This window comes from Alteromonas sp. WD8-37, from assembly GCF_055326825.1.
The window spans coordinates 714,942-729,470 of sequence record NZ_JBUZOV010000001.1; the positions used below are offsets into that span (position 1 = coordinate 714,942).

The 14,529-nt window shown below is 38.6% G+C and carries 9 protein-coding genes; 8 read left to right on the plus strand and 1 reads right to left on the minus strand.

The genetic code is table 11. The features are described from left to right. Positions 1–3: 3 nt before the first annotated feature. From brxF to ACTUJZ_RS03205, 8 genes are all read left to right on the plus strand, one after another. On the plus strand, positions 4–501 hold the full coding sequence (gene brxF / locus ACTUJZ_RS03170) for a BREX-3 system P-loop-containing protein BrxF (protein WP_463634810.1): 498 nt from the start codon (positions 4–6) through the stop codon (positions 499–501). After that, the gene (locus ACTUJZ_RS03175; protein ID WP_463634811.1) at positions 498–4,220 is read left to right on the plus strand and encodes a DUF6079 family protein; all 3,723 of its coding nucleotides are present in this window, start codon (positions 498–500) and stop codon (positions 4,218–4,220) included. The genes brxF and ACTUJZ_RS03175 overlap by 4 nt, the downstream gene beginning before the upstream one ends. Positions 4,221–4,264: 44 nt before the next feature. Further along, the gene (locus ACTUJZ_RS03180; RefSeq protein ID WP_463634812.1) at positions 4,265–7,066 is read left to right on the plus strand and encodes a DNA methyltransferase; all 2,802 of its coding nucleotides are present in this window, start codon (positions 4,265–4,267) and stop codon (positions 7,064–7,066) included. Between the two features lie 25 nt (positions 7,067–7,091). After that, complete coding sequence (locus ACTUJZ_RS03185; protein WP_463634813.1) at positions 7,092–9,890, plus strand: DEAD/DEAH box helicase; 2,799 nt, start codon at positions 7,092–7,094, stop codon at positions 9,888–9,890. A gap of 2 nt (positions 9,891–9,892) precedes the next feature. Then, positions 9,893–11,875, plus strand: a complete 1,983-nt coding sequence (gene pglZ / locus ACTUJZ_RS03190; RefSeq protein ID WP_463634814.1) for a BREX-3 system phosphatase PglZ — start codon at positions 9,893–9,895, stop codon at positions 11,873–11,875. Further along, positions 11,869–12,576, plus strand: coding sequence for a hypothetical protein (locus ACTUJZ_RS03195; protein ID WP_463634815.1), 708 nt, complete (start codon positions 11,869–11,871; stop codon positions 12,574–12,576). Before pglZ ends, ACTUJZ_RS03195 begins: the two co-directional genes overlap by 7 nt. 18 nt (positions 12,577–12,594) lie before the next feature. Beyond that, a complete protein-coding gene (locus tag ACTUJZ_RS03200) occupies positions 12,595–13,317 on the plus strand; it encodes a hypothetical protein (RefSeq protein ID WP_463634816.1) in 723 nt (240 codons plus the stop codon). Between the two features lie 140 nt (positions 13,318–13,457). Continuing rightward, a complete protein-coding gene (locus ACTUJZ_RS03205; RefSeq protein WP_463635234.1) occupies positions 13,458–13,592 on the plus strand; it encodes an MIT C-terminal domain-containing protein in 135 nt (44 codons plus the stop codon). A gap of 315 nt (positions 13,593–13,907) precedes the next feature. Here the strand turns inward: ACTUJZ_RS03205 and ACTUJZ_RS03210 are convergent, their stop codons facing one another. Further along, on the minus strand, positions 13,908–14,189 hold the full coding sequence (locus tag ACTUJZ_RS03210) for a hypothetical protein (RefSeq protein WP_463634817.1): 282 nt from the start codon (positions 14,187–14,189) through the stop codon (positions 13,908–13,910). Between the last annotated feature and the right edge of the window lie 340 nt (positions 14,190–14,529).

Below are 14,529 nucleotides of genomic sequence, written 5' to 3' on the forward strand. Positions count from 1 at the left end.
GACATGAAAATAATACAAGCAACAATCCACAATTTAAAAGAAATTACACAACAGGCACTTTCCGTAGGGGAAATGCAATCTACTTGTGTCATTTTTTTGGTGCTCGGTGAAAATGATATTAAGAATATTTCAGCTATATTTCCAAACGAAGTATTTTTGAATGTATCAAGGCTGTTAGCTGAACGCTTGATTTCGATGTCAAGAAAAGAGCGAGAAGATAATCTTGCAACTGAATTGAAATCTATTGTTCTTAATAGCAACAACATATGTCATATGCAGCGATTTCAATTTTTATTTGCCGAAGAGCTGAATATCGACCCAATAAAGCTGCTTCAACAAATTAGCAGAAAGAAACCAATAGTAGCGATTTGGCCGGGTGGGTTAGATAACAACAATTTATTTTACGCCACACCTGGGCATGCAGAATATATCAATTACCAATTGTCAGAATTACAAGATGTACTAGTGATCAGTACTTGTGAACATGGAGTTACAAAATGAAGAAGTACAATGAATTAATCCAATTCGAGCCGGTTAAAACGACTATCGAACTAGAAGACTCGGCCGATCATAAAAAAGCTGAACGCCTTATTTCGTCCTATGTTATTTCAGACAAAATGAAGACAAAGCTTAATGACATCATCATAAAACATCTTCAATACAATGAGTTTGCTGATAACAAAGCGTTATGGATTGTAGGTAATTACGGTTCAGGTAAATCACACTTAATGTCTGTTATTGCTGCTCTAGCAGAATTTCCAGATCTCGTTGAAAAACTAACAAACGAAGACGTTAAGCGCTGTGCTGAGAAAATTGCCGGTAAGTTTAAAGTTATCCGTTTCGAGATTGGCGCAAGTAAGATGGATCTTACTGACATCATTACTTTCCAATTAACCAAAGGTTTAAAGGAAATTGGTATCGACTACGAATTTCCGCCAATGGATCAGATAACGTCAAACCACAAACAATACATCGAAGAAATGATGGCTGCGTTTAATAATAAGTATCCAGATCATGGTTTATTATTAATCTGTGACGAAATTCTTGATTACTTCCGCTCTCGAAACAATCAACAGCTTCCACTTGATATGGCGATGTTGCGTGTTCTTGGTGAAGTTATTGAAGGCACACGCTTCCGATTCATCGCTGGTGTACAGGAAGCAATATTTGCGGATCCAAAACTTAGCTTTATCTCAAAAGAAGTGAAACGGATCACTGACCGAGCGGTTGAAGTAGTAATTGCTCGTGAAGATATTAAGTTTGTTGTAGCTGAGCGCTTATTAAAGAAAAATGCTCAACAGAAAGAGTGGATTAGAAACTACTTACAAAAATTCACACCATATTACGAAAAAATGAACGAACGATTGGATGAATTTGTTCACATGTTCCCTGTACACCCTGACTATATCAACACCTTTGAACGAGTCCGTATTGCTGGTCTTGAACAACGCCAGGTTTTGCGAAGCCTATCAAATTACATGGAAAAGTTAATGCCAACGGAAGTTCCTGAAGAACAGCCCGGCATTTTTTCATATGACACATATTGGCATGAGCTTAGTTCAGAGCCAAGCATGAAAACCAACCCAGAAGTTGGACAAGTTATTGAAACGGGTGAAACGCTCGTTGAACGAATTGAGCAAGCATATCCAACTCCTAGCGAAAAAGATTTTGCTAAACGCTTAGTAGCAGCATTAGCCATTCATAGAATGGCGGTGGGTGATATTTACAATGAGATGGGCGCTACGGCAGCTGAATTGCGTGACTCATTATGTTTATTTATTAAAACCATCGATGCTTTACCGGGTGACAAACATAAAAACTTAGAAACGCACATTGTCACAGTACTAGGCAAAGTAAGAAAAACAGTAAATGGACAATTCTTCGCTCGCAATAAAGCCAATGACCAGTTTTACATCGACTTAAAACGTACTGTCGATTTCGATGCAAAAATTGAAAACAAGGCAGCGACATTAGCAAGCGATAACGTTAATGATGCCTACCGTGCAGCTATGCTTGAAATACTTGAGCAGTCAGATACTCAGCAACTGCATACAATGTGGCAACATGAACTGAAGTGGATTGATCGTAATGTAAATAGACAAGGTTGGTTATTTCTAGGCTCACCAAATGAGCGTGAAACGGCTAAGCCACAACGTGACTATTACATGTACTTCATCCAGCCAGAAGATGCACCAAAGCTGAAAAAAGAGCACATCAGAGATGATGAGGTTCTATTTGTGCTGAAAAACAGAGATGAAGAATTCAACCGATATCTTAAATATTATGCCGCTTCAGTAGAACTTAGAGGCCATGCTACCGGAAATGAAAAGCAAACTTACAAGCTTAAAGCAGATGAATACCTAAGAGAAATGCAAAAATGGATCCGTAATCATATCGCTGACGCATTTGAAGTTAGATATAACGGCCAAGCAAAACCAATTATGGATTGGCTAAAAGGTACATCAGTACGTGATATTACAGGCATATCTGCCAATGAACATGGCAACGTTAAAGATATATTTGAAGCTGTAGCAAGTTATGTATTCTCTGGGTACTTCGAATCATTAGCGCCAGAATATCCAAAGTTTAGTCAATGGATAACAGGCGATACCATGCAAGGTGCAGCGAAAGATGTGCTAAATTATCTCGCAGGTGGGTCGGCTACTAAACGTGCAACCGCTGTATTAGATGCTCTAGAGCTGTTAGATGGCGACAAATTAGCAGCAACGAAATCTCGCTTTTCAAGTACAGTGCTTGAAATTCTAAAAGCAAAAGGGCATGGACAAGTAGTAAATAGCTCGGAATTGCTTGAACAAGTAAACGCTAATCTTTATTTCAAACCTAAAACATATCGCTTAGAACAAGAGTGGCTATTGGTGATCTTAGCGGCTCTCGTTTATTCAGGAGAGCTGGAGCTATCGGTTGTTGGTAATAATATATCAGCAAGTAATGCGGATTTATTTAAGTCTACTGATTTTGACGATTTACTTAACTTCAAACACATTCAAGCACCAAAAGATTTTAATACGAGCGCAATTAAGTCATTACTTAATTTACTTGGGATGAATGAAGGACTAGCGACCTCAATTCAACAAGGTGACGACAGTATTGTTAGGGAAATGGTTGATAAAATTGAGGGCAAAGTTAAAGCACTTGTTTTAGATATCCAAACCGTTAAAGGCCGTTTACAGCTTTGGGGCCAACATGTGTTAGAGGATAATGAAGCAACCATATTGGTTGAGAAACTCTCATCGGCAAAAGCCTTCTTGGAAGAAATGCAGCGTTTCAACACGCCAGGCAGACTTAAAAACCTAAAAGCATCGAGTGAAGCCATTAATGCGCAACATGAGAACTTGCAAGAATGGCACAACTTCAAGCAACTAGAATCAATCGTTAACGAGTTTACTGACATAGCAAATTACCTTAATCAAGCACAGTTGGTACTTAGCGAAACTGACTCTTGGCAAGAGTCAGTTGCACACTGCAAACAAGAACTACGCACTGGTATTGCAGACAAAGCTCAGCGTTTGTCGAGTGAATTTAAACAAACGATGATGCAGCAACTCGAACAAGTTAAAAAAGCCTACATTTCTCGCTTTATCGAACTTTATCAGCGCTCTCACCTAACGCTTGCTGAAAACAAAATAAAAGGCGACTTAATTAATGATGAGCGCCTAAAAACACTCGATTTGTTATGTGGGATTAGCTTATTACCTGGCGCTCAAATTAAAGACTGGCGTGAGGAATGGGCAAAATTACAACCTGCTGCAAATATTGATAGCAAACAGCTGGCAATTAACCCTTCGCCTGTAGCATTTTCTCCAAGAACAGAAGGCACATTAGCGCCTGCTTCAAGTCGTTTAACTAGATTGGATGACCAATTGGATGCAATGCTTACCGAGTGGACGTCAAACTTAAAATCAAACCTTGATGACCCATTCATCGACCTTAGCCTGGTCCACATAGAGCAAAAAGCTGAAATTGAAACCTTTATTGCAAGTGGAGTGTTGCCAGACCCTGTATCAAACGATTTTGTTACTGAAGTAAACAAAGTTTTAGAAGGCTTAGTGAAAGTAACCATTAGCTCCCATGACATTGTAAGCAGCTTAGGTAAAGGTACTCCGCAAAGTATTGAAGAAATCAAAGTACGTTTTGAGCGCTTAGTTGCTGAAAGAACAAAGGGTCAAAACAGCGATAAAGTACGCATCGTTATTCAATAGATATTTAAAATGGCGAGTATATAACTCGCCATAAGGTAAAAGTAATGGAACAAAATTCACTATTAGAGAATGACAATATCGAGACAAACTCTGGTCCCGTTGAATGCTTAGGGTTAACGTTTGAAAATGATGAAGCCCGAAGGGAGCATTTTACAAAACTATTAGCCGAAAAATTAAAAGAACCGGAATTTAGGAAAATAGAAGGGTTTCCAATTGGAACAGACGAAGCAATTTTGGAGCTATCTGATCCACCTTTTTATACGGCTTGCCCTAATCCTTGGTTAAATGATTTTATATCTTTATGGGAAAGCCAGAAGGAAGGAGCAGATGACGATTATCATCGTGAACCATTTGCAGCTGATGTAAGTGAAGGTAAGAATGACCCCATATATAAGGCCCATTCTTACCATACCAAGGTACCTTATAAAGCTATTATGCGTTATATTTTGCATTTTACAGAGCCTGGAGATTTATTGCTGGACGGTTTTTGTGGAACTGGAATGACTGGGTTAGCAGCTCAGTATTGCGGTGACAAAAAAACAATCGAGTCGTTAGGATACTTCGTAACACAAGAAGGAAAAATTTATGAAGATCCGACAAAAAAAGTCTATATCGGAAAAATTGGTCAAAGAAAAGCGGTTGTTAATGACATATCTCCAATAGCATCTTTTATTTCAGCGAATTATAACTTAAAGCCCGCAGTAGAGTCTTTCGACAAAATTTCAAAAACTTTGTTGAAGGAAGTTAATGAAGAGCTAGGCTGGATGTACAAAACTAAGCACAGTGATGGCAAGCTCTATGACATAGACTTTATTGTATGGAGTGAGGTTTTTTCATGTCCCGAATGTTCATCTGAAATTACATTCTCAGAACAAGCGTTAGATATTGAGACAGGTAGAGTCGCAAAGTTATTTGATTGTCCTTCATGCTCTACTGAGCTAAAAAAAGATGCCCTTGAACTAATTTATGAAACAGTTCACGACTCAGCTATAAATGAAACTAGAAAAGAGCCTAAGCGGGTTCCATTTTTAATTTTCTATAAAGTTGGAAAAGACCGGTTGCATAAAAAACCTGACTTTTATGATTTTGAAATACTAGAAAAAATAAATGAGCAACCCTACCCAGAAGGGTTCCCTGTTATTAAAGTCCCAGATATGCAAATGATGAGAGTTGGAAGAATGAAGCCATCAAACATTGAATATCTGCATCACTTTTTTATGAGGCGCCCCCTTCTAACAATATCAAAACTTTGGGATAAGGCTTCAAAAATAGAGGACTATCAAACTAGACGCCTATGTCTATTTTTTGTAGAACAGGCTATTTGGGGGATGTCTAAGTTAGCTAGGTATACTCCGACTCATTTCTCTCAAGTTAATCAATATTTGTCGGGGGTGTTCTATATAGCCTCTCATATAGTAGATGTTTCTCCGGACTACATATTAAAAGGGAAGAGGCAAAGGTTAACAAAAGTTTTTGAAAGTTTAGAAAATATAAATGGAAACTCTCTTGTTACAACACAAGATTTAGCCACAGCAAACATTAAACATGAAAGCCTTGATTACATATTTATTGATCCCCCTTTTGGTGAAAATATATATTATTCCGATTTAAACTTTCTTATCGAAAGTTTTCACGGAGTAAAAACAAACGTTTCGAACGAAGCGATAATTGACAAAGTTAAAGAGAAAGACTTTGCTGAGTACCAGAGGCTTATGCTCAATTGTTTTAAAAATGCATACTCTGCACTAAAACCGGGACGTTGGATTACGGTAGAGTTTTCAAATTCTAGCGCCTCAATATGGAACTTACTCCAAACAAGCTTAACTGGGGCAGGGTTCATAATATCTAGTGTGTCTGCTTTAAATAAGAAGCAAAGATCGTTTCAATCAATAGTCTCAACTACCGCAGTAAAACAAGATCTAGTTATTTCAGCTTACAAACCAAATAAAGGGTTCATGACACGAGTGCAAAAAGAGAATAGCTCTGTTGCTATATGGGATTTTATCGAAAATCATTTAAAGTTCCTTCCCGTATTTAAATACGATGAAAACTTTCTAGCTTTTATACCAGAACGAGACCCTAGAATTTTGTTTGATAGAGTTGTTAGTTTTTTTCTTGTAAATAACAGAACTGTACCTTTTAGTAGTGCTGAATTTCAGAAAAAGTTACAAGAGCATTTTTATTATGTTGACGGCATGATCTTTACAAAGTCACAACTTATTGAGTATGAAAAAGAGAAATCTAAAGGTTTAAAAGTCAAGCAACATAGTATTTTTGTAGATGATGAGTATTCTGCGATTGAATGGCTTAAGCGTCTATTGATGGATAAACCAAAGGTTCAATCTGATATTCATCCTGATTTCATGCACGCTATCTCTTCTTGGAAGAAAAATGAACTGCAATTAGAGCTTTCTACTTTGCTTGAACAAAACTTTATTAAGTACGATGGTAAAGAGGATGTTCCTAACCAAATTCACACCTATCTTTCGACTAACTTTAAAGATATGCGTGGGCTAGCTAAAGATGATCCAGCACTAGTTTCTAAAGCCAAAGACCGCTGGTATGTGCCTGATCCAAACAAAGCAGGAGATTTAGAGAAAGTTCGTTTACGTGCGTTGTTACGAGAGTTTGAAGTTTATAAAGCGGAAAAGAAAAAAATTAAGCAACCAAGAGCAGAAGCATTGCGTGCAGGCTTTAATCACTGTTGGGAAAACCAAGACTTACAAACCATTTTAGACATTTCAGCGAAAATTCCACCTGCTGTACTTCAAGAAGATGAGAAGCTACTCATGTTCTATGACAATGCAGTAACGCTAACCTCAAACACTGATGATGATTGGGATTAAGCTAAGATTAATGGAGTAATCAGGGATGTTTGAAGTCGGTGAATGGGCTTGGAGTCAAGCCCATCAACAACATGTGAAAATTATTGAGTCCTCTGGCCTTTGGGGCCAGAATTTCTATCGAGTTTGGTTACAGCAGCAGGACAGTGTTGTAAAAGTTAAAGCTGGTGACTTAGTCCAACCAACCAAAGAGCACTCTACTTCTGAACACTTTTTATCTTATATTTCTGTAGCGGCAAAAATATCAAATGCTCAGCATGAAGATATATTGTTAGCACCAATAGAATCTAACGTTATACCGCTTCCTCATCAGCTAAAAGCGTTAAATAAAGCAATGGCTCGCAAGCAAGTCAGATACTTATTTGCTGATGAAGTTGGATTGGGTAAAACAATTGAAGCTGGTTTAGTTATGCGTGAGTTAAAACTCCGTGGTATGGCTAAACGCATATTAGTGTGTGCACCCAAAGGGCTTGTTAGCCAATGGGTTAGTGAGATGAACACTCACTTTAACGAAAACTTTCACCTTTTGCTGCCAGGTGAGCAAAAGCCAGTTGATGAAAACGATAATGTTTGGAAACGGTATGACCAAGTTGTTTGCCCTGTTGATAGCATAAAACCCATTGAAAGCCGCAAAGGCTGGTCACTTAAGCAAGTTCATGAATATAACAAACATAGGTTTGATGACCTGCTAGCGGCAGGTTGGGATTTAATTGTTATTGATGAAGCTCACAGGCTCGGAGGTAGCACTGAGTTAGTGGCTCGCTATAAGCTAGGTCAAGGCTTAGCTGAAGCTGCTCCGTATTTATTGCTATTATCAGCAACACCACACCAAGGTAAAAGTGATGCCTTCCATCGATTAATGGCATTGCTTGACCCTGAAATATTCCCTGATATTGGCAGTGTAACTAAAGAACGTGTGCAGCCTTTTGTTGTTAGAACTGAAAAGCGAATATCTATTGATGGTGAAGGAAAGCCTCTATTCAAGTTAAGAAGAACTGAACTTATTCCTGTCTCTTGGCAAGCAAAACATGCCAAGCAACAGCATTTGTATGAAGAAGTAACCGAATATATCAAAGAAGGATACAACCAAGCTAAAGCGAAAAAACAAAATGCCGTTGGCTTCTTAATGATCTTAATGCAGCGCTTGGTTAGCTCTAGCAGTGCAGCAATTGCAAAAACATTATCAAGACGTTTAATTGCGCTTGAAAATATGGTGGTTGAAGATGAATTACCGTTAGCTTTTGCTGAAGATTGGGCAGAGTTAGATGCGCAGTCTCAACTAGATAACTTAGTTGTAAAAAGCCAGCAAGCGCTTGATGATGAAAAAGCACAAGTATCTTATTTACTTAAACTTGCTGAAGATTGCACAGCCAATGAAAATGACGCAAAAGCAGAAGCACTTCTAGATTGGTTATACGAACTCCAGCAGGAAGAACAGTCACCTCAGTTAAAAATGCTGGTGTTTACCGAGTTCGTCCCAACACAACAAATGTTAGCAAAGTTCTTTAGTGATAGAGGCATTAGCGTAGTGTGTTTGAATGGCTCTATGGACCTCAGTGAGCGTAAAAAAGTACAAGCTGCATTTGCTGAAGACGCTCGAATTTTAATATCAACGGATGCTGGTGGTGAAGGTCTAAACTTACAGTTTTGCCACGTTATTGTGAATTACGATATGCCTTGGAACCCGATGCGGATGGAACAGCGCATTGGGCGTGTTGACCGAATTGGACAACGACATACTGTGCGAGCATTGAACTTCGTTTTAGAAGGCACAGTTGAGCATAGAGTTAGGGATGTATTAGAAACCAAGTTACAGGTTATCTTGGAAGAGTTTGGTGTTGATAAAACCAGTGACGTACTGGATTCAGCGGAAGCCAACCACTTGTTCGATGAGCTTTTTATTGAGTCGCTTACCAACCCTGACATGATGGATCAGGAATTAGCTAAAGCGTTAAAAACAATTCAAGACGCAGGCAAAGATAAAAAGTCACAAGATAGTCTATTTTCAGATGATGAGGCATTATCAGCTGAACGATACAAAGAATCCGCCAATCACCCTTTACCATATTGGCTCAATACAATGGTTGAGCAATATCTTTGTTGGCAAAACAAAACTGGAAAAAACGCTAATTTTAAAACAAACGACAACGACAGCGTAGATATAACTTGGCCAGATGGGGCTACTTGGCAAAACATCACTTTTATTGGTAAACAAGCACAAGAACAACCGTCACTTAAACATATCACGCTAGAAAACCCTAAAATTAGAGGTTTATGCACTAACCTGCCTATTTGGAATGAAGTTCAAGATATTCCTCAGGTTAGTATTTCGTCTCTCCCTTCTGGTGCTGACGGTTATTGGTCTCTATGGAGTGTTAGATTTGCTGGCAATGATGAGCGGCAAATGCAGTATTTCCCTATTTATATAAAACCTAATGGCCAATTTTATGCGACAGCTTCAAATCGAGTTTGGGAAGCCATTAGCAATTGTGACTTAGCCGTTATTAATAATAGTGATTCAAATGCAATTGGGGACAAACAAACTGTCTACGAGCAACTTACCGTTTGTGCTGAAAATGAGGGTAAACGAATATTTGATGTGATGCTTGATAAATACAATGAAAACCTTCATCAGCAAAAAGAAAAAGGTGAGTACTCTTTTGCTAGTCGAAAAAGAGCAATAGAGCGAATTGGTTTGCCCGAAGTAAAAAACTACCGACTAAGGCAGTTGGCATCTGAGCTACTAATTTGGCAAGACGAAATGAAGGAAAAAGAAAACGTGTTTCCTGAACTCTCGCTTCACTTAGTTTTTGAGATAAAAGGCTGATTATGAGCTGGCAAGATAAGTATTTAAATAAACTAGATTTAACAGCGAAACAAGCCTATCTGATTAACGATCCAGACCAGTTATGTCTTGTTCCTGCTATTTCAGAAGCTATCGATACTTCTGAAGTAACTTTAGTTGACGTGGATGACTTTGTATCCCTTCGTTTGCTTTATGAAAATTGGTTGGAAACTGACTCCACAAAAGCATTTTTGATTAGACTTACTGAACAAGTCGATACTAATATTCCTTTCGATATTGAGAGCGACTCAATTACCGTGGATTTTTCAATAAGTGATGTTTTGCCTGAGTTAGATTCATCAGTGGTTTGTAATATACGGCCTGACAATATTTCAACTTTAATAAAAGCAGTAAATCAATACCGACCAGGAAAGCTAGGTAAAACAGCGACATTAGACTTCATTCTTCGCCATCTTTATAAGATTGCACCAGAGATCATTCAGACTGAGTCTGATCTTGTTCGACTGCTAATTAGAAAGCATTACATTGGCAGTAATATGCCTCAAGCTGTAGAGCATCATTTAACGTCATATCTTCAATTAAGTAGTTTGTTCAGTGATTGGGATTTCAACCTTTTAGTACCAAATCGAACAGCGTTCTTTGATTTTTTACAACAGCAGTGGACACTCTATGTACATACTTTGACCTGTGAGCAAGAAATATCAGAGCCTTGGCCAACGCAAAAGCTTATCGTTCCGTTTGACGATCAAGATATACAAGTTTATGTAGACAATCTTTTTGCAGATGGATTATTGCGCCCTGTTGAAATGAAGACTTTTGTCAGTGAACACTGGGCCAAGATTGGCGTTATAACCGAGCAGAATACACCAGACAAAACAAGATTTGAGCACTTACTTAAAAGCATTGATATCTCTTTTAATGATGAGAGTTGCTTGGCTGAAAGTGCTGATTTTTGGGGCGATAAAGCGTTTGAGTTAGGAATGTTGAATGCCTTGAGCCACAAACCTCAATTTAATGAGCAATTGTCTGTACAGCACAAGACGCAATTAGTCGCTCTAAACGAAAGAGTGGATGGTTATTTTGAAAATTGGCTAGAAAGTAGATTTACTAGTCTAATCAATATTCCTTCAAACAAGCATCCTAATATGCTGCACAAAGTACCGGATTGGTTAAACAAGCGTGTTCAATCCGACCAGAAAGTTTGCTTACTTGTGATGGATGGAATGGGCTTTCAACAGTGGGCCATTTTTAGAGAAGAGTTAAATTCGATGGAAGCAATTTCTCTCGATGAATACTTTTCTTTCGCACTAGTACCAACGATAACTTCAATATCACGCCAAGCCTTATTTTCAGGAAAACTCCCTTTCTACTATGCAGACTCGTTATTGACGACAGCAAAAGAAAGCAAACTCTGGCAAACATTTTGGGAAGACAAAGGGCTAAAGGCCCAAGAAGTCACATATGCTAAAAAGGTGGAGAAGATTGAATCAAACGATGAGTTTTATGATCTAGTCGCTAAACCTTCGCTTAAGGTAGCAGGTATGGTTGTTAATTTTGTTGATGAGCAAATGCACGGTATGAAAGCCGGTATGATTGGTTTGAATTCTGTTGTTTCAACTTGGTGTAGGACGTGGGACTTTAAAAATAAAATTAAAGGGCTAGTTGATGCTGGTTACGAAGTCATCATTACAGCTGATCATGGAAACCAAGAAGCCATTGGGTGCGGAGCACTTAATCAGGGTGTACAAGCTGAAACCAAGGGAGAACGTGTTCGTATTTATGAATCTGAACTAACTGCTGAATCTAGCGCTGAGAAGTTAGGTGATAATGTGCTAAAATGGCCGGGCCAAAAATACGGGCTACCACAAGATAGACACCCAGTAGTGAGTAAAGGACGGCATGCATTTGTAACAGAAGGAAAAAAAATAGTTGGTCATGGTGGAATAAGCTTACACGAAGTTATTGTTCCACTTGCCGTAGTAAAGAGAAGTAATATTAAATGGTAAAGAAGGTTAATTTCAGTCGTCATGTAGAAGTCTTTTGGCTAAATCAAACAGCCCTTTGGGCAGCTGAGGGACTAACAAAGCCTGAAATAAATGACAAAATTAACCTTATGCTCAGTTCACAAATCAATTGCAAAGTTAATCTAGGTAAAACTCGGAACCAGCTTACATCTTTGTGGGTAGACTCTGATGAGTCAATTAAAGCAGACTTTACAGAAACAGCGATTAATTTGGTTCATGAATATGAAGAACTACCGCTAGCACTTCACTTTGGCCTTCTAGTAGCCAAGAAGAAGTTTTTTGCTGATGTCGTAAGATTTATTGGTCGTCACTCAAAGTTAAATGAATCTTTCACCTATGCGCAAGCACAAAAGAAAGTGGTTGAGCTATATGGCGATACTGAGACAGTAAAAAGAAGCCTTCGTTCCGTATTAAAAACACTGGTTGAACTCGGCTTCATACAAAGAAGTGATAATAGAAATTATGTTGTAGCAAAACAGAAATTCACTGTACAAAAAAAGTTAAAAAACTGGTTGTTATCGGCTGTTCTTCATAGCGAAAATGCTAGAAGCAGAACGTTAAGCGACTTGTTAGATGATGCAGTGTGGTTTCCTTTTGAATTTTATGTTGATCCTGCTGAGATTGATAAAGAGCTATTTGAAATTCATCATCAGGGAAATGATGAAATGTTGTTTTTGAAGTAATGAGGTAAATAAGGATAAATGAAAGTTTCGATAGGTTTTAACAGGCATCTAGAGTCTGATTGGTTGGCTCAGACGGCTTCTTGGGTAGCTAACGATATAGCTGGAAATGAGCTGAAAGACAAAATAGATGATCTGCTGACACCTGCATTTACGAGCCAAGTTGCAAAAGACAAAACAAGAAATCTGCTTTTTGGTATTTGGAGTAAATTACCAAAACATATTCCAGACAGCTTTCAAAAAAGTGCAGCAAATTTGCTAATGGAAAACAGTGAGCTAAATCTGGTATTTCACTGGGGCATGATGCTCGCCAAATATCCTTTCTTTAAGTCGGTTGTTGAGCAAATTGGCAAACTGACCAAATTGAATGACACATTTATCTATTCACAATTAGAACAGCGGATCACTGAAACCTATGGTGACACTTCAACTATAAAACGCAGTATGCAATTTGTAGTCAGAACACTAATGAATTTGGAATTGCTTGCAAATCCGAAACAAGGTGTTTATCAGCTAAGAAAGCCAATATCAGTGACCAAACCAGAAATAAAATCATGGCTAGTTGAAGCAAGCATATATTCAGAATCAGTTACCAGTAGAAGCCTGAATGCAATCAATGATGAAGCAGTTTGGTTTCCATTTGACATTTACTTTGATGAACAGGCAATTGAAGAGTGCGTTCGCTTAGAGCTACATAGACAACATGCCGATTCGATTATTTTTACCTACAAGGCTACAGCGTAATGATTATTTTGGGGTAGGGGATGAGCCACACAGTCATGTCTTACTTCCTTTGATGACAAAACCATTATTCAGGTAATGGCTGAAGCATTGAACGAGCCAAAGCAAAGTTTTTTGGAAATGGATGTAAACCTGGTCGAGCAATAAACAAGAATCTCCATGACCAAGAAATACGTATTGATAATGGTTGCACAGTAAAAATTGGCCGTGGATTAGATTTTTTCAGAAAGCAGAAAGTTGGTTTTGTGGTAGGGGCAGGGTTAACGACCGCAATCTAAGGAGGTGCCTGGAGACTTCGGTCGATATTTTTAAGCACAGATCCTGCTTTGGCTTCCGCATGAAAAAAGGAGCATCGAGCTAATGGCATGAAGCTTCTATTGCCAAGATGTTTAACGGCTTGTTGCATCAAAACAGTAGTGTAAGTGTGAACAAAAAACGTACAAGTATAGTGGGGTATAGTGAAGTACTGTAATTACTAACTTTTACCTTAAACACCTATAAAATGTGTGTTGTCGATTGAGTTAGGTTTGCATTGAGCTAGTCGATCTATATGACCCTATCAGAGTGTGGTAATGCCAAAAAGATACTTTGTGTTATGAGGCAAGCTTAACCGCACCGAAATAGCAAAAGGTGTGCCCCCGGACATGACCAAAACAGCAAAGGAAGATTCCGAACAGCTCGAGTTTGGCTAACGCCAGTTTCTCCATTTCATCGACATCACAATGCATGTGTTCTTCACAGCGAAAGACAATCCACTTTTTTATCGTCTTAGGTTGGTCTGGAGAAGGAGCAACTATTTCAGTTCGGATATCAACATGCTTATTATGGCAGGCTGTACACTCCGCATTTTCAAAATCAATTTCACCTGGCGGCATCTTTGGCACCTTGCGACGTTGGTTAATAAAAGAACAACTCAATACTACAGCCTAATACATAACTTGCAGCAGTAATCTGTAAGCGTGCAGACATCGCCACGCCCACAATTGTCCAACAGCTTGTTGGCCAATTGTACCGGAACCTGAATTCAGATTTATTTTGACACTTTGCAGTAAGCTGATAGCTACGCTACCGGAAATGACCCGACCACGACCAACGAAAATAACAGCAAACTTTTTATAAGGGCGTATCAGCCAGAACCTTACGCAGTACTTACGATTCAGGTATCGACCTTAACAAAAAATCTCACTTTGAAAGTCCAGCAATGAAAAATCTCGC

Excerpts from the sequence above, each read along its gene's own strand:
- brxF (WP_463634810.1), top strand. The coding sequence starts at position 4 with ATGAAAATAATACAAGCAACAATCCACAATTTAAAAGAAATTACACAA.
- ACTUJZ_RS03175 (WP_463634811.1), top strand. The coding sequence starts at position 498 with ATGAAGAAGTACAATGAATTAATCCAATTCGAGCCGGTTAAAACGACT.
- ACTUJZ_RS03180 (WP_463634812.1), top strand. The coding sequence starts at position 4,265 with ATGGAACAAAATTCACTATTAGAGAATGACAATATCGAGACAAACTCT.
- ACTUJZ_RS03185 (WP_463634813.1), top strand. The coding sequence starts at position 7,092 with ATGTTTGAAGTCGGTGAATGGGCTTGGAGTCAAGCCCATCAACAACAT.
- pglZ (WP_463634814.1), top strand. The coding sequence starts at position 9,893 with ATGAGCTGGCAAGATAAGTATTTAAATAAACTAGATTTAACAGCGAAA.
- ACTUJZ_RS03195 (WP_463634815.1), top strand. The coding sequence starts at position 11,869 with ATGGTAAAGAAGGTTAATTTCAGTCGTCATGTAGAAGTCTTTTGGCTA.
- ACTUJZ_RS03200 (WP_463634816.1), top strand. The coding sequence starts at position 12,595 with ATGAAAGTTTCGATAGGTTTTAACAGGCATCTAGAGTCTGATTGGTTG.
- ACTUJZ_RS03210 (WP_463634817.1), bottom strand. The coding sequence starts at position 14,189 with ATGCCGCCAGGTGAAATTGATTTTGAAAATGCGGAGTGTACAGCCTGC.